Consider the following 15,378-nt stretch of genomic DNA (forward strand, 5'->3'; position numbering starts at 1 on the left):
AAAAGGCGATCCATGAAGGTCATCATCTGCGGCGCGGGCCAGGTGGGCTGGCAGATCGCCCGGCATCTCTCGGGCGAGCGCAACGACGTTTTCGTCGTCGACAACAACCCGGACCTCGTGCGCCGCGCCACAGACACGCTCGACGTGCGCGGCATCGCGGGCTTCGCGTCCTATCCCGACGTGCTCGACCGGGCCGGCGCGCGCGATGCCGACATGATCATCGCCGCGACCCATTCCGACGAGGTCAACATGGTCACCTGCCAGGTGGCCCATTCGGTCTTCGCGATCCCTCGCAAGATCGCCCGGCTCAGGGCCAAGTCCTACCTGACGGCGATCTATTCCGACCTCTATCGGCGCGATCACATGCCGATCGACGTGGTGATCAGCCCCGAGCGTGAGGTCGCCGACGCCGCCCTTCAGCGGCTCGCTCTGCCGGCGGCTTTCGACACGGAGACCTTCCTCGACGGCCACGCGCAGCTTATCGGTCTGCACATCGATGACGACTGCCCGATCGTGAACACGCCGCTGCGGCAGCTCACCGACCTCTTTTCCACGCTGCGCTGCGTGGTGGTGGGGGTGTCGCGCGACGGCCGGCTCTTCGCGCCGGAGCCGCGCGATCAGCTCTTCGTTGGGGACTCGGCCTACTTCGTATGCCACCGCGACGACATCACCCGCCTCCTGGAGATCCTCGGCAAGCCCTATCGCCAGCAGGAGCGGGTGGTGCTGGTCGGCGGCGGCAATGTCGGGCTGATGGTGGCGCGCGACCTGGAAAGCCGCCAAACGCGGGTGCGCGCGAAGATCATCGAGCGCAACCGCAAATGTGCCGAACGCGCTGCCGAGGCATTGGAAAAGACCATCGTGCTGAACGGGGACGGACTCGACTCGACGCTGCTGGCGGAAGCCAACATCGAACGCGCCGATGCCGTTCTCTGCGTGACCGACGACGACAAGACCAACATGCTGTCCGCCGTGCGCGCCAAGGCCGCCGGCGCCAAGATGTCCATCGTGCTGATCAACGATCCGACCCTCGTGCCGCTGATGGAGCCGCTCGGTATCGACGCCTTTATCAACCCGCGCGCCACCACCGTCAGCTCGATCCTGCGCCACATCCGCCACGGGCGCGTTCGCTCGGTCTATTCCATCGGCGACGGCGAGGCGGAGGTGATCGAGGCCGAGGTCCTTTCGACCTCCACCATCGCCGGTCAGCGCATCCGCGACATCGACTTCCCCGAGGGCGTTCTCGTGGGCGCGGTGCTGCGCGGCGACAGGATCCAGAAGATCACCGGCGGGCTGAAGATCGAGGAGGGCGACCTCATCGTGATCTTCGCCATGTCCAAGGACGTGCCGGAGGTCGAGCGGCTCCTGCAGGTCTCCATCGACTTCTTCTGAGCCTCATGCGCGCGCTCGCGTCCCTGCCACTGCTTCTGCTCCTCACCGGGATCTTCTCGGCCTCGATGCTTGCGCCGGCCGCGCTGGCGCTGGTGCAGGAGGAGTTCCACGACGCGCGCAGCTTCTTCTATGCCGGGCTGTCGGGGCTGATCGTGACCACGCTGGTCGCCATCGCCGTGGCCGGACGGCCGCACAATCGCAACCCGATGCGCCAGCTCCTGGCGCTGGCCCTGGGCTACATCCTGTTGCCGGCGGTTCTGGCCGTGCCGTTCCACGAGGCGGTGCGGACGACCGCGTTCCTCAATGCCTATGTCGAGATGGTATCGAGCCTGACGACGACGGGCGCGACGCTGTTCGCGCCAGGGCGGCTGTCGGATGCCGAGCATCTGTGGCGCGCGCAGGTCGGTTGGATGGGCGGCGGGCTTCTGTGGGTGACCGCGGCGGCGATCCTCGCGCCGCTCACGCTCGGCGGGTTCGAGGTCACCGCTGCAGGTGAGCCCGGGCAGACCCCGCCCCCGGGCGCGGCGCTGCGCGACACCGCCGATCCGCGTGTGCGCCTGGCGCGCGCCGCCGGCGCGCTGCTGCCGCTCTACATCGCGCTTACCGTCGCCGTCTGGGTCCTGCTGGTGATGGCCGGGGAGGGCACGTTTGTCGCGCTCTGTCACGCGATGGCGACCATGTCGACTTCGGGCATCTCGCCCGTCGGCGGGCTTGCGGCGGCCGAAGCCGGGATCGTGGGCGAGGCGGTGATCCTCTGCTTCCTTGTGTTCGCGCTGTCACGCCTGACCTTTTCCAGCGACACCGGCGCCTCGCGGGAGCGGGGACTCTGGCAGGATGCAGAGATCCGGCTCGGCCTGCTGATCGTGGTCGGCGTGCCGGCGGCGCTGTTCCTGCGCCACTGGGTCGCCGCCTTCGACATCGGCGACGAGGAGAACCTCGTGGCGGCGCTGCGCTCGCTCTGGGGGGCGCTGTTCACCACCGCCTCGTTCCTGACCACCACCGGGTTCGAGAGCGCCGAGTGGGACCGCCTTCAGGACTGGTCGGGGCTGGAGACGCCGGGGCTCGTGCTCATGGGGCTCGCCATCGTCGGCGGCGGCGTCGCCACCACCGCGGGCGGGGTGAAGCTCTTGCGGGTGTTCATCCTCTACATCACCGGCAGGCGGGAGCTGGAGTTGCTTATCCACCCGCATTCGATCGGCCGCGCGGGCCTGCTCAGCCGCCGCACGCGGCGCGAAGGCGCGTTCATCGCCTGGGTCTTCTTCATGATCTTCGCGCTTACGATGATGGTCATCGTCCTGGCGCTGGCGGCGACCGGCCTGCGGTTCGAACCGGCCTTCGTGGTGGCGGTGGCCGGGCTGACGAATGCCGGCCCGCTCATCGCGCTTGGCACGGAGATGCCGATCGCGCTGGCGCAGTACGGGGCCGAGACGCGGCTGGTCTTCGCGCTCGCGATGGTGCTCGGCCGGCTCGAGGTGCTGGCGCTGGTGGTGATGCTGATGCCGGATCTCTGGCGGGACTGAGACATTCGTGCAAGGGGTGTGTCCGCGCTTCGGATTCGCTCTGGAAGTCCGTGGACTGGGATTCCATACTCGGGTCCGGCGAGGCTCGTGCCGCATTGCGGCGTAAACAAGAAAAAAGGCTGTTTCAATGGCTTCCGACAGACAGAACCTGCAGGATGCGTTCCTCAATCACGTCCGGAAGACGAAGGTTCCGGTGACTGTGTTCCTGATTAACGGGGTGAAATTGCAGGGTGTGATTACCTGGTTCGACAATTTCTGCGTGCTTCTGCGCCGCGACGGTCAGTCGCAGCTTGTCTACAAGCACGCCATTTCGACCATCATGCCGGCGCAGCCGATCAACCTCTACGACTCCGAAGAGGGATCTTGAACGATCTGACCCCGCAAGAGACCCGCGCCTGGGTCCTGCATCCCGACATAAAAAACGACCGCAGCCGGCGCGATCCGGTGATGGCGCTCGAAGAGGCGGTGGCGCTGGCCGAGGCGCTGCCGGGGCTTTCCGTAGTCGGCTCGTCGGTGGTGCCGCTGCCGCAGCCGCATCCGAACGCGCTGTTCGGGACCGGCAAGATCGCCGAGATTGGTGAGCACCTGAAGGCCGACGAGATCGAGCTGGTGCTGGTCGACGGGCCGCTGACGCCGGTCCAGCAGCGCAACCTCGAACGCGAGTGGAAGGTCAAGCTGCTCGACCGGACAGGCCTGATCCTGGAGATCTTCTCGGACCGCGCGGCGACCCGCGAGGGCGTGTTGCAGGTCGAGATGGCGCACCTGTCCTACCAGCGCACGCGGCTGGTGCGGGCCTGGACGCACCTCGAACGCCAGCGCGGGGGCTTGGGCTTCGTCGGCGGCCCCGGCGAGACGCAGATCGAGGCGGACAGGCGGGCCATCGACGAACAGCTCGTGCGGCTGCGCCGGCAGCTCGACAAGGTGGTCAAGACCCGCGCGCTGCATCGCAAGGCGCGGGCCAAGGTTCCGTATCCGATCGTCGCGCTGGTGGGTTATACCAACGCCGGCAAGTCGACGCTCTTCAACCGCCTGACCGGGGCGGAGGTGATGGCCAAGGACATGCTGTTCGCCACGCTCGACCCGACGATGCGCGGCGTGAAGCTTGAGGACGGCCCCGAGGTGATCCTGTCCGACACGGTGGGCTTCATCTCCGACCTACCGACGGAACTGGTGGCCGCCTTCCGCGCGACGCTGGAAGAAGTGCTGGAGGCGGACCTGATCGTGCATGTGCGCGACATCTCGCACCCCAACGCGCAGGAACAGGCGGACGACGTGCACGCAATCCTCGCCTCGCTCGGCGTGGCCGAGACGGTGCCGCAGCTCGAAGTCTGGAACAAGATCGACCAGCTGGGGCCTGAGGCGCGCGAGGCGGCGATGACGCGCGCGGCGCGGGTGCCGTCGATCTTCGCGCTGTCGGCCTGGACGGGCGAGGGGATGGATCCTCTGCTGAATGGCATCGCCCGAGCGATCGAGGGCGAGAAGATGCGCGCCTCGGTGCATCTGGGCTTCGAGGACGGGCGCAAGCGCGCCTGGCTTTTCGAACGCGGACTCGTCGAGCGCGAGGCGCAGACCGAGGACGGCTACGACCTCGACGTGCGCTGGACGGCGAAGGAAGCTGCGCAGTTCGAGAAGGTGTGAGCGGCATTTCCATCCAGCCACCGAATGTGTCAGGCGCGCGCCGGGCTGGGCTGGGGGCTGGCGCCACAGCCTCCGAGGTCCGCGCTTTATCCCGGCCACGTCCCTCCGCAATACGAACCGCGCACGAGGCTGACATCGCGCCAGACCGCCGGGCCGGTCCGGCTGCGCGCCCGGCACCTGCGGTGCTGTTCGGGCGGGTGGGGCTGTGCTCTAACGCAACATACGCCGGAATTCGGCGTTCCCGGGCGGCGCTTCTCTCAAAACGAAATACGGCGCGGGAAGTCCCCGCGCCGTCCTTTTTTTAAGAAGCTTGCCGCGCTTACTTCACGTCGAAGCGGTCAGCGTCCATGACCTTCGTCCAGGCTGTCACGAAGTCCTTCACGAACTTCTGGCTCGCATCCGCGCAGCCGTAGACTTCGGCCAACGCGCGCAGCTGCGAGTTGGAGCCGAACACCAGGTCGACCCGGGTGCCGGTCCACTTGAGCTCGCCCGAGGCGCGGTCGCGGGCCTCGAACACCTGCTGGGTCTCGTCCACCGGCGTCCACGCGATGTTCATGTCCATCAGGTTGACGAAGAAGTCGTTCGACAGCGTTCCCGGCCGCGTCGTCAGCACGCCGTGATCGGACCCGCCGTGATTGGCCTCGAGCGTGCGCATGCCGCCGACGAGGACGGTCATCTCGGGCGCCGTCAGCGTCAGGAGCTGCGCGCGGTCGATCAGCAGCTCTTCGGCCGGCACCGAATAGGACGTCTTGAGGTAGTTGCGGAACCCGTCGGCGAAGGGCTCCAGCGGCTCGAAGCTCTCGGCATCCGTCATCTCCTCGGTCGCATCCGTGCGGCCGGGTGTGAACGGCACCTCGATGGCGTGACCGCCCGCGGCGGCCGCCTTCTCGATCCCGACGCTGCCGCCGAGCACGATCAGGTCCGCAAGCGACACGCTCTTGTCGCTGGATCCGTCGAAGTCCGACTTGATGCCCTCGTAGACCTTCAGCACCTTCTGAAGCTGCTGGGGCTCGTTGACCTCCCAATCCTTCATCGGGGCGAGGCGGATGCGCGCGCCGTTGGCGCCGCCGCGCTTGTCCGATCCGCGGAACGTCGCCGCCGAGGACCAGGCCGTGTAGACCATCTCGCGCACCGACAGGCCGCTGTCGAGGATCTTGGACTTCAGCACCGCCACATCGCTGGCGTCGATCACCGGGCCGTCATGCGCCGGGACCGGATCCTGCCAGATCAGCTCCTCGGACGGCACTTCCTTGCCGAGATACCGGACCTTCGGCCCCATGTCGCGGTGGGTCAGCTTGAACCAGGCCCGGGCGAAGGCGTCGGCGAATTCCGCCGGGTTCTTGTGGAACCGCTCCGAAATCGCGCGGTAGGACGGGTCGACCTTCATCGCCATGTCGGCGGTCGACATCATCGGGATGACCTTTTCGGCCGATCCGTCGACCTGCGGTGCCTTGTCTTCCTCGCGGATGCCCTTGGGCGTCCACTGATTGGCCCCGGCGGGCGACTTGGTCAGCTCCCATTCGTAGCCGAAGAGCATGTCGAAATAGGTCATGTCCCATGTCGTCGGCGTCGGCGTCCACGGCCCTTCGAGGCCCGAGGTGATGGCATGCTTGCCCTTGCCGCTCTCGTAGGTCGAGCTCCAGCCGAAACCCTGCGCGGCCAGGTCGCCGCCCTCGGGCTCAGTGCCCACATGGTCGGCCGGGCCGGCGCCGTGGGTCTTGCCGAAGGTGTGCCCGCCGGCAGTCAGCGCGACGGTTTCCTCGTCGTTCATCGCCATGCGCGCGAAGGTCTCGCGGATGTCGTTGGCGGACGCCTGCGGATCGGGGTGACCGTCAGGCCCTTCGGGGTTCACGTAGATCAGGCCCATCTGCACCGCGGCGAGCGGGTTCTCCAGCGCGCGGCCCTCGGAATAGCGCGAATGCTCCTCGTCGGAGGTGGCGAGCCATTTCTCCTCGGAGCCCCAGTAGATGTCCTCCTCGGGCTCCCAGATGTCCTCGCGGCCGCCGGCGAAGCCGAAGGTCTTGAAGCCCATGTCCTCGAGCGCGACGTTTCCGGTGAGGATGAACAGATCGGCCCAGGAGAGCGCCCGGCCGTATTTCTGCTTCACCGGCCACAGCAGGCGCCGCGCCTTGTCGAGGTTGCCGTTGTCCGGCCAGGAGTTCAGCGGCGCGAAGCGCTGGCTGCCCGAGGACGACCCGCCGCGGCCGTCGCCGGTGCGGTAGGTGCCGGCCGAATGCCAGGCCATGCGGATCATGAACGGGCCGTAATGGCCGTAATCGGCCGGCCACCATTCCTTGCTGTCCTTAAGGACGTACGCGATGTCGGCCTTCACCGCGTCGAGGTCGAGCGTCTTGAATGCCTCGGCATAGTCGAAATCGCCGTCCATCGGATCGCCGAGCGGCGAGTTCTGGTGCAGGATCTTGAGGTTCAGCTGGTTCGGCCACCAATCCTTGTTGGTGCGCGCGCCGAACGTGGTGTGCTTGATCGTGCCGTGCACGATGGGGCACCCGCCACCCTGGTTCTGGATATCGTCGCCGTCCATGTCGCTCTCCCGTTCATCTTGGGTTGCTGCAGTCGGGGCAGAGAGGCGCTGCCTTGACGCTCTCTCTGCCGATTTGCGCGGAAGATAGCAAATGCCGCTGATAGGAAGAATTTCATTCTTCCGATCAAGGTGATTTGCATTTCCTATCGGCTGTCACGCCTTCTTGGGCGCCTCTTCGACAGGGCCGCCTTGCGTCACCCAGTCCGAAAACCCGTCCCGCAGATGCGCCGCGTCGAAGCCCATGTCCGAGAGTGTCGCCACGGTCAGCGCGGAACGCCAGCCCGAGGCGCAGTGAAAGACGTAGGTTTTTCCCTCCTGCGCGAAGACCGGCTTGTGATAGGGGCTCTCGGGGTCGACCCAGAACTCGATCATGCCGCGCGGGGCGTGCACCGATCCGGGGATGAAGCCGCTTTTCTGCCGTTCGCGCACGTCGCGGATGTCGACAATGACCACGTCGTCGCGTCCGTGCATGTCCATCAGTTCTTGGGTGTCGACCTCGCGGATGCGGCCCCGGGCCTTGGCAACCATGTCGGCGGCTGTTGTCTTCATGTCGGTCCCCCCTTGCGCGGTGCGCGCTGTCGCGGTGATGCTGGCCCGGTCGCCAGGAAGGTGCAACCCGACAAGGATCTTCGATGATCGAGCCGATCTCGCTTTGGGATGCGTCCGCCGAGGAGGCGCAGGTCGCGGACCAGAGCGTTTCAAGCGTTCCGGTCGACCTGGTCATCGTCGGGGGCGGGTACACCGGCCTGTCGACGGCGCTCCATGCGGCCGAGGCCGGGCTGTCGGTGCAGATTCTCGAAGCCGCCGGGATCGGCCATGGCGGATCGGGCCGCAATGTGGGGCTCGTCAACGCAGGTTTGTGGCTGCCGCCGGAGTCGGTGGCAAAGGCGCTTGGGCCGGAGCACGGGCCGCGCTTCGTGAAGCGGTTCGGGGAAGGGCCCGAGACGGTCTTCGACCTGATCGAGCGTCACCAGATCCGCTGCTCCGCCACGCGCACCGGTACGATCCACGCCGCCCATGCGCCGGCCGGCATGACCGACCTGCGCGCGCGGCACGCGCAATGGCGGGCGCTCGGCGCGCCGGTGCGGCTGCTGGAGCGCGAGGAAGCGGCGGCGAAGATCGGCAGCCGGGCCTTTCACGGCGGTCTGCTCGACGTCCGTGCCGGGACCGTGAATCCTATGGGCTATGCGCGGGGCCTTGCGCGGGCCGCGAAGGGGGCCGGGGCGCGATTGGCGACGGGGGTGGCCGTCACCGGGCTCACGCCCGAAGCGGCCGGCTGGCAGGTCGAGACGGCACAAGGCGCGATCCGGGCGACGACCGTAGTTCTGGCGACGAACGCCTATACCGGCGGGCTCTGGCCCGGTCTCGACCGCGCATTCACCACGATCCGCTTCGTCCAACTCGCGACGCCGCCGCTGGGGGAGCGCGCGGCGCATGTGCTGCCGGAAGGGCAGGGCGTCTGGGACACCGGGCGCATCATGCGCGCGCTGCGGCGCGATGCCGCCGGACGGCTGGTGATCGGCACGATGGGCCGGTTGCATGGGACCGCTGCGGCGGGGCTCACCCGCCGCTGGGCCGAACGGCAGCTTGCCCGCCTTTTCCCCGAACTCGCCGGCACCGGGTTCGAGGAGGCGTGGGAGGGCGCCATCGCCATGACCCCCGATCATCTACCGCGCATCCAGCGGCTTGCTGACGGACTCTATGCGCCGATCGGCTACAACGGGCGCGGCATCACCACCGGCACGATCTTCGGGCAGGCGCTCGCGGCGCTCCTGACCGGCGCGCCGGAGACGGACCTGCCGCTGCCGGTCACCGGCGCCGCGCCGGTGCCGCGCGCGCGCCTGACCTCGCATATCTTCGATGCGGCCTTCACTGCGAACCAGATCCGGCAGGGGCTCTGGTAGGGCGGGCTGCGCCGGTCTAGGACCGGTCCAACAGGGCACAGAAAGGACCAGACATGTCGCAACCCATCGCACTCGTCACCGGCGCCGCGCAGGGCATCGGTTATGCCTGCGCCGAAGCTCTCGCCGAGGATGGCCACAAGGTGATCCTCGCCGACCTCAAGGGCGATGCCGTCATCGCCGCGGCCGAACGGCTGGGCGGGCACGGCTACGCCTGCGACCTCGGCCAGCCCGACCAGATCGCCTCGCTCTTCGATAAGATCGAGGCCGATCACGGCCCGGTCTCGGTGCTGGTCAACAATGCCGGCCTCGCTGTGCCGGGCGACTTCCTCGAGCTGTCGCTCGACGACTGGCAGACGGTGCTCGACGTCAACCTCACGGGCACGTTCCTGGCGACGCAGCGGGCGGCCAAGGGCATGGTGGCGGCCGGAATCGAAGGCGCCATCGTCAACATGTCCTCGATCAACGCGCAGGTGGCGATCCCGGCGATCGCGTCCTACTGCGCGTCCAAGGGCGGGGTGATGCAGTTGACCAAGGCCGCGGCGCTGGCGCTCGCGCCGCACAACATCCGCGTGAACGCGGTCGGCCCCGGCTCCATCGACACGGAGATGATGGCCGGCGTGAACGCCAAGCCCGAGGCGATGGCCCGCGTGATGTCGCGCACGCCGCTCGGCCGCGTCGGTACCCCGCGCGAGATCGGCGACGTGGTCGCGTTCCTCGCCGGGCCGAAGTCGAGCTACATCACCGGCGAGACGATCTATGTCGACGGCGGCCGGCTCGGCCTCAACTACACGGTCTGAGCGCCCGCAAGGTCCGGGCCGGACGGTGCGCGACACCATGTCCGGCCGGACACGAAAGGGCTTGCCTTGCGCGGCGCTTCACGGGATGCCTTTGGCCCCATGAAGACGACGCCGCGCCCCCCCGCACCCTCCCGCAAGCTTGACGATGCCGCGCGCGCGGCGTGGCTGGCCTATGTCGCCGGCAAGACCCAGGATGAAATCGCGCGCATTCTCGGCGTCTCGCGCCAGTCGGCGCAGCGGCTGGTCTCTCAGGCGATGCAGGCGGGGCTGGTGAAGGTGCGGATCGACCACCCGATCTCCAATTGTCTCGACCTCGCCGAGCGGCTGCGCGACCGCTACGGGCTCGCGCTCTGCGAGGTGGTGCCGGCGATGTCGTCTGAGTCCGAGGCGGGGCAGGCGGTGGCGCATCGCATGGCCGATCTGATCGAGGATCGGCTCGCCGCGCCCGACCCGATCACGCTCGGCATCGGCACGGGGCGGACGATGCGTGCGGCAGTGGAACACCTGCCGCGCATCGACTGTCCGCAGCACCGCATCGTGTCGCTGACCGGGAACGTGGCGCCGGACGGCTCCACCGCCTATTACAACGTGCTCTTCACCCTCGCCGAGAAGGTGTCGGCGCCGACTTTTCCGCTGCCGGTTCCGGTGATCGCCGGATCGGCCGAGGAACGGACGGCGCTGTTGGGACAGTCGACGCTGGCCTCGGCATTCCGTCTCGCCGCCGAGGCCGATCTGCGCGTGTTCGGTATCGGCACGATGGACGACGCGGCGGCGATCCTGCTTGACGGTTTCGTCGATACGGCCGGTGTGGCGCGGCTGCGCGAGAAGGGCGCGGTGGGCGAGATCTTCGGCTTTCCCTTCGACTCCGAGGGTGAAATCGTCCCCGACGAGGTCACCGAAAGGGTCTGTTCGGCGAGCCTCTTCCCACCCGAGGGCGTGGAACGGATCGCCGCCGCCCACGGTGCCGCGAAGATACGCGCAATGCGCGCCGCGATCCGCGGCGGTCTGCTGAGCGGCCTCGTCACCGACGAGGTTTCGGCCGCAGCGCTGCTGGACGACTGATCCTCCGACGGAAATTTCCGCCTCAAGTCAGAGATTTCTCCGCACGGCCGGTGCCGTGCGCGGGAATCAGCTTGACCATTTGCGTAAAAAAGTGAACCATTGCCCGAGAGCATGGCAATTGCTCGGGCATTTGCTCTACGGGAGGAACAATGACCAATCTGACACGCGCCCTGCTGGGCGCATCGGCTCTGTGCACCGTGGCGGGTCTGGCTGCGGCACAGGAGACCACCCTTACCATCGCCACCGTGAACAACGGCGACATGATCCGGATGCAGGGGCTGACGGACGACTTCACCGAACAGAACCCCGACATTGCGCTCGAGTGGGTGACGCTCGAGGAAAACGTGCTGCGCCAGCGCGTCACGCAGGACATCGCCACCAATGGCGGGCAGTTCGACGTGATGACCATCGGCACCTACGAGGTTCCGATCTGGGCCGGGCAGGACTGGCTCGCGCCGCTCGACAACCTGCCGGACGATTACGACGTGGACGACCTTCTACCGTCGGTGCGCGAGGCGCTGTCGGTGGACGGCACGCTCTATGCCGCTCCGTTCTACGGCGAGTCGGCGATGATCATGTACCGCACCGACCTGATGGAAGAGGCCGGGCTCGAGATGCCCGACAGCCCAACCTGGTCGGAGGTCATGGAAGCCGCCGAAGCGATGACCGACAAGGAAAACGACGTCTACGGCATCTGCCTGCGCGGCAAGCCGGGCTGGGGCGAGAACATGGCCTTCATCTCGGCCATGGCCAACTCCTACGGGGCGCGCTGGTTTGACATGGACTGGCAGGCGCAGTTCGACAGCGAAGAGTGGAACGCCACGCTGACCGACTACCTGACGCTGATGAACGAATACGGGCCTCCGGGCGCGTCCTCGAACGGCTTCAACGAGAACCTGTCGCTGTTCCAGCAGGGCCGCTGCGGCATGTGGATCGACGCGACCGTCGCCGCCGGCTTCGTGACCGACCCCGACGAGTCGACCGTCGCCGACAGCGTCGGCTTCGCGCAGTTCCCGAACAAGGAAGGTCTGGACAACCACGGCAACTGGCTCTGGGCGTGGTCCCTTGCGATCCCGGCCTCGTCGAATTCCACGGATGCGGCCAAGACCTTCGTCGCCTGGGCGACATCGAAGGGCTACACCGAACTCGTGGCCGAGGAAGAGGGCTGGCGCGCCGCGCCTCCGGGCACGCGCACCTCGCTCTACGAGAACGAGGAATACCAGGAGGCGGCGCCCTTCGCGGAGATGACGCTGAACTCCATGGAGGCGGTCGACACGCAGCAACCGTCGGTGCAGGAGATCCCGTACACCGGGGCTCAGTTCATCGCGATCCCTGAATTTCAGGGCATCGGCACCGCGGTCGGGCAGACCTTCTCCGCGGCACTCGCCGGGCAGATGGACGCCGAACAGGCGCTCAGCCAGGCGCAGAGCCAGACCCAGCGCGAGATCGACCGCGCCGGCTACACCGACTGAGGACTCCTCCCGCGGGGGCGCCTTCGGGCGCTCCCGACCCTCCCCACGGCTCCGCCGCACGCGGGGCCGTGGACCCTGCGCCGTGCCTGATCGCAGGCGTAAGCGGGCGCAGCTCATCGCCGTTTCGGGATTCGCGCCATGGCCACACAACATTCCCGCGCAGCCGCGCGATTCATGATCGCCCCCTCGGTCCTCCTGCTTCTGGGCTGGATGCTGATCCCGCTGGGGATGACGATCTACTTCTCGCTCCTGCGCTACAACTTGTTGATGCCGGGGAACAATCCCTTCGTCGGTTTCGAGAATTACAGCTATTTCCTGAGCGATCCGACCTTCCTGACGGCGATGCTGAACACGCTGCTGCTGGTCGGGGGCGTGCTGCTGATCACCACGGTCGGGGGGATCCTTCTGGCGCTTCTGATCGACCAGCCGATCTGGGGGCAGGGGATCGTGCGCATCCTGGTGATCGCGCCGTTCTTCGTGATGCCCACCGTGTCGGCGCTGGTCTGGAAGAACATGTTCATGAACCCGGTGAACGGCCTCTTCGCCTGGGTCGCGGACCTCATGGGGTTGCAGCCCTACGACTTTCTCGCTTCCGCGCCGCTCCTGTCGATCATCGGCATGGTCAGCTGGACCTGGCTGCCCTTCGCGACGCTGATCCTGCTCACGGCGCTGCAATCGCTCGACAGCGAGCAACTGGAGGCGGCCGAAATGGACGGCGCCGGGCCGGTCTCGCGCTTCTTCCACATCATGCTGCCGCATCTGGCGCGGGCGATCACCGTGGTGATCCTGATCCAGACGATCTTCCACCTGTCGATCTTCGCCGAGATCCTAGTGACCACCAACGGCGGGCCGGGCGTTGCATCGACCAACCTGACCTACCTCGTCTATGCCGAGAGCCTTCTGCGGTTCGACGTGGGCACCGGGTCGGCCGGGGGCGTCGTGGCCATCATCCTCGCCAACATCGTCGCGATCTTCCTGATGCGGATGATCGGCAAGAACCTCGATGCGTGAGGTGGCTGATATGGTCGTGCGTTTTGAGGCTGATAGCCGGTTGAACGGAAGGCCCGGTCCGGGGCGGGTCGCACCGGACGGAGCCAAAGCCCGCCGCATTCGACACCAAGAACCCGCCGCAGCCGGCACCCGGACAGGGAGGATCTGACATGGCCCGCGCCGTCACCCCGCGCCGCAAGGCGATCAACTCAGCCGTCGCCTGGACGCTTGCGATCCTGATCTTCTTCCCGATCTTCTGGACCGTGCTGACCAGCTTCAAGACCGAGGCGCAGGCGATCGCCGATCCGCCGCTGTTCTTCAACTTCGACTGGACGCTGGAAAACTACGTCACCGTGCAGGAGCGGTCGAACTACTTCCGCCACTTCTGGAATTCGGTGGTGATCTCGGTCGGCTCCACGCTCCTTGGCGTCATCATCGCGGTGCCCGCGGCCTGGGCCATGGCCTTCGTGCCCGGCAAGCAGACCAAGAACGTGCTGATGTGGATGCTGTCGACCAAGATGCTGCCGCCCGTGGGCGTGCTGGTGCCGATCTACCTGATCTTCCGCAATGTCGGACTTCTCGACACGCGCACGGGCCTCGTCATCGTGCTGACGCTGATCAACCTGCCGATCATCGTCTGGATGCTCTACACCTACTTTCGCGAGATCCCCGGAGAGATCCTGGAAGCCGCGCGAATGGACGGCGCGACGCTGCGCTCGGAGATCCTCTACGTGCTCACGCCGATGGCGGTGCCGGGCATCGCCTCCACGGTGCTGCTCAACATCATCCTCGCCTGGAACGAGGCGTTCTGGACGCTGAACCTCACCGCCGCGAATGCCGCTCCGCTGACCGCTTTCATCGCGAGCTATTCGAGCCCCGAGGGCCTGTTCTACGCCAAGCTCTCGGCGGCCTCGACCATGGCCATCGCGCCGATCCTCATCATGGGCTGGTTCAGCCAGAAGCAGCTGGTGCGCGGCCTGACCTTCGGCGCCGTCAAATAAGGAAGATCACCATGGGACAGATAACCCTGAACAAAGTGACCAAGTCCTTTGGCGAGGTGCAGGTCATCCCGCCCCTGGACCTCGACATCAACGACGGCGAATTCGTGGTCTTCGTCGGCCCCTCGGGCTGCGGCAAGTCCACGCTCCTGCGCCTGATCGCGGGGCTGGAAGACGTGACCTCGGGTGACATCGTGATCGATGGAACCCCGGCAACCGACCTGCCGCCCGCCAAGCGGCGGCTGGCGATGGTGTTCCAGTCCTACGCGCTCTATCCGCACATGAGCGTGCGCAAGAACATCGCCTTCCCGATGAAGATGGCGGGCGTTTCCCAGGAAGAGCAGCAGAGACGCATCGACGGCGCCGCCAAGGCGCTGAACCTCACGGACTACCTCGACCGGCGGCCGGGGCAGCTCTCGGGCGGCCAGCGCCAGCGCGTCGCCATCGGCCGGGCCATCGTGCGCGAGCCGGCGGCGTTCCTCTTCGACGAGCCCTTGTCGAACCTCGACGCGGCGCTGCGCGTGGGCATGCGGCTCGAGATCAGCGAACTGCACAAGCGGCTGGAAACCACGATGATCTACGTCACCCACGACCAGGTCGAGGCGATGACCATGGCCGACAAGATCGTGGTGCTGCGCGCCGGCCATATCGAGCAGGTCGGCTCCCCGCTGGAACTCTACCGCACGCCGCGCAACCTCTTCGTCGCCGGCTTCATCGGCTCGCCCAAGATGAACCTGATCGAGGGCGCGGAGGCGGGGAAGCACGGCGCCAACACCATCGGTGTCCGCCCCGAACATGTCCGCGTCACCGAGACCGGACCATGGTCGGGTGTGGTGGGCGTGTCCGAGCATCTGGGCTCCGACACGTTTCTGCATGTCCACGACACGGGACTGTGCGACGTCATGACGGTGCGCGCGGGCGGAGAGCTGAACGTTCACCACGGCGACCGCATCAGCCTGACCCCCGACACCGACAAGATGCACCGCTTCGACGCCGAAGGGCTGCGCATCGCATGACATGCCGGGCTGCGCCCCGCCTTGCCAGCACAGGTTCGGCGAACCCCGAC

General features: G+C 67.1%; 13 protein-coding genes. 11 read left to right on the top strand and 2 right to left on the bottom strand.

Translation table 11 applies throughout. The annotated features are described in order from the left end of the window. Positions 1-12: 12 nt before the first annotated feature. The 4 genes from trkA to hflX all read left to right on the top strand — a co-directional run bounded on the left by trkA (position 13) and on the right by hflX (position 4,547). Positions 13-1,389, top strand: a complete 1,377-nt coding sequence (gene trkA / locus F3H57_RS19450; protein ID WP_149758161.1) for a Trk system potassium transporter TrkA — start codon at positions 13-15, stop codon at positions 1,387-1,389. Between the two features lie 5 nt (positions 1,390-1,394). Continuing rightward, a complete protein-coding gene (locus F3H57_RS19455; RefSeq protein WP_149758163.1) occupies positions 1,395-2,909 on the top strand; it encodes a TrkH family potassium uptake protein in 1,515 nt (504 codons plus the stop codon). A gap of 127 nt (positions 2,910-3,036) precedes the next feature. Further along, positions 3,037-3,276, top strand: coding sequence for an RNA chaperone Hfq (hfq, locus tag F3H57_RS19460; protein ID WP_149758165.1), 240 nt, complete (start codon positions 3,037-3,039; stop codon positions 3,274-3,276). Then, positions 3,273-4,547 carry a GTPase HflX gene (gene hflX / locus F3H57_RS19465; protein WP_223163159.1) on the top strand — a complete coding sequence of 425 codons (1,275 nt, stop codon included), beginning with the start codon at positions 3,273-3,275 and terminating at the stop codon, positions 4,545-4,547. Before hfq ends, hflX begins: the two co-directional genes overlap by 4 nt. A 319-nt stretch (positions 4,548-4,866) precedes the next feature. Here hflX and katG read toward each other — a convergent pair whose 3' ends face one another. Next, on the bottom strand, positions 4,867-7,089 hold the full coding sequence (katG, locus tag F3H57_RS19470; RefSeq protein ID WP_149758166.1) for a catalase/peroxidase HPI: 2,223 nt from the start codon (positions 7,087-7,089) through the stop codon (positions 4,867-4,869). 153 nt (positions 7,090-7,242) lie between these two features. Then, positions 7,243-7,638: a rhodanese-like domain-containing protein gene (locus F3H57_RS19475; protein WP_149758168.1), complete on the bottom strand. Its 396-nt coding sequence runs from the start codon at positions 7,636-7,638 to the stop codon at positions 7,243-7,245. 83 nt (positions 7,639-7,721) lie between these two features. On the opposite strand from F3H57_RS19475, the gene F3H57_RS19480 reads away from it, so the two are divergent. From F3H57_RS19480 to F3H57_RS19510, 7 genes are all read left to right on the top strand, one after another. Beyond that, positions 7,722-8,993 (top strand): NAD(P)/FAD-dependent oxidoreductase, encoded by a 1,272-nt coding sequence (locus F3H57_RS19480; protein WP_149758170.1) that lies wholly within the window; start codon positions 7,722-7,724, stop codon positions 8,991-8,993. A 53-nt stretch (positions 8,994-9,046) separates the two neighbouring features. Further along, positions 9,047-9,790, top strand: coding sequence for an SDR family NAD(P)-dependent oxidoreductase (locus F3H57_RS19485; protein WP_149758173.1), 744 nt, complete (start codon positions 9,047-9,049; stop codon positions 9,788-9,790). Between the two features lie 99 nt (positions 9,791-9,889). Then, on the top strand, positions 9,890-10,852 hold the full coding sequence (locus F3H57_RS19490) for a sugar-binding transcriptional regulator (protein ID WP_149758175.1): 963 nt from the start codon (positions 9,890-9,892) through the stop codon (positions 10,850-10,852). A 149-nt stretch (positions 10,853-11,001) separates the two neighbouring features. Continuing rightward, entirely contained in the window at positions 11,002-12,324 is a 1,323-nt protein-coding gene (locus tag F3H57_RS19495; RefSeq protein ID WP_149758177.1) for an ABC transporter substrate-binding protein, read from the top strand. A 138-nt stretch (positions 12,325-12,462) separates the two neighbouring features. Continuing rightward, positions 12,463-13,335 carry a carbohydrate ABC transporter permease gene (locus tag F3H57_RS19500; RefSeq protein ID WP_149758179.1) on the top strand — a complete coding sequence of 291 codons (873 nt, stop codon included), beginning with the start codon at positions 12,463-12,465 and terminating at the stop codon, positions 13,333-13,335. 149 nt (positions 13,336-13,484) lie between these two features. Further along, positions 13,485-14,315: a carbohydrate ABC transporter permease gene (locus F3H57_RS19505; protein ID WP_149758181.1), complete on the top strand. Its 831-nt coding sequence runs from the start codon at positions 13,485-13,487 to the stop codon at positions 14,313-14,315. 11 nt (positions 14,316-14,326) lie between these two features. Beyond that, positions 14,327-15,328 (top strand): ABC transporter ATP-binding protein, encoded by a 1,002-nt coding sequence (locus F3H57_RS19510; protein ID WP_149758183.1) that lies wholly within the window; start codon positions 14,327-14,329, stop codon positions 15,326-15,328. Positions 15,329-15,378: the final 50 nt, after the last annotated feature.

The organism is Roseivivax sediminis (assembly GCF_900112685.1).
Lineage (GTDB): Bacteria > Pseudomonadota > Alphaproteobacteria > Rhodobacterales > Rhodobacteraceae > Roseivivax > Roseivivax sediminis.

Bases quoted from the DNA above. Each gene is read 5' to 3' on its own strand.
- hfq (WP_149758165.1), top strand. From the start codon at position 3,037: ATGGCTTCCGACAGACAGAACCTGCAGGATGCGTTCCTCAATCACGTC.
- katG (WP_149758166.1), bottom strand. From the start codon at position 7,089: ATGGACGGCGACGATATCCAGAACCAGGGTGGCGGGTGCCCCATCGTG.
- F3H57_RS19480 (WP_149758170.1), top strand. From the start codon at position 7,722: ATGATCGAGCCGATCTCGCTTTGGGATGCGTCCGCCGAGGAGGCGCAG.
- F3H57_RS19500 (WP_149758179.1), top strand. From the start codon at position 12,463: ATGGCCACACAACATTCCCGCGCAGCCGCGCGATTCATGATCGCCCCC.
- F3H57_RS19485 (WP_149758173.1), top strand. From the start codon at position 9,047: ATGTCGCAACCCATCGCACTCGTCACCGGCGCCGCGCAGGGCATCGGT.
- F3H57_RS19475 (WP_149758168.1), bottom strand. From the start codon at position 7,638: ATGAAGACAACAGCCGCCGACATGGTTGCCAAGGCCCGGGGCCGCATC.
- F3H57_RS19490 (WP_149758175.1), top strand. From the start codon at position 9,890: ATGAAGACGACGCCGCGCCCCCCCGCACCCTCCCGCAAGCTTGACGAT.
- F3H57_RS19510 (WP_149758183.1), top strand. From the start codon at position 14,327: ATGGGACAGATAACCCTGAACAAAGTGACCAAGTCCTTTGGCGAGGTG.
- F3H57_RS19505 (WP_149758181.1), top strand. From the start codon at position 13,485: ATGGCCCGCGCCGTCACCCCGCGCCGCAAGGCGATCAACTCAGCCGTC.
- trkA (WP_149758161.1), top strand. From the start codon at position 13: ATGAAGGTCATCATCTGCGGCGCGGGCCAGGTGGGCTGGCAGATCGCC.
- F3H57_RS19495 (WP_149758177.1), top strand. From the start codon at position 11,002: ATGACCAATCTGACACGCGCCCTGCTGGGCGCATCGGCTCTGTGCACC.
- F3H57_RS19455 (WP_149758163.1), top strand. From the start codon at position 1,395: ATGCGCGCGCTCGCGTCCCTGCCACTGCTTCTGCTCCTCACCGGGATC.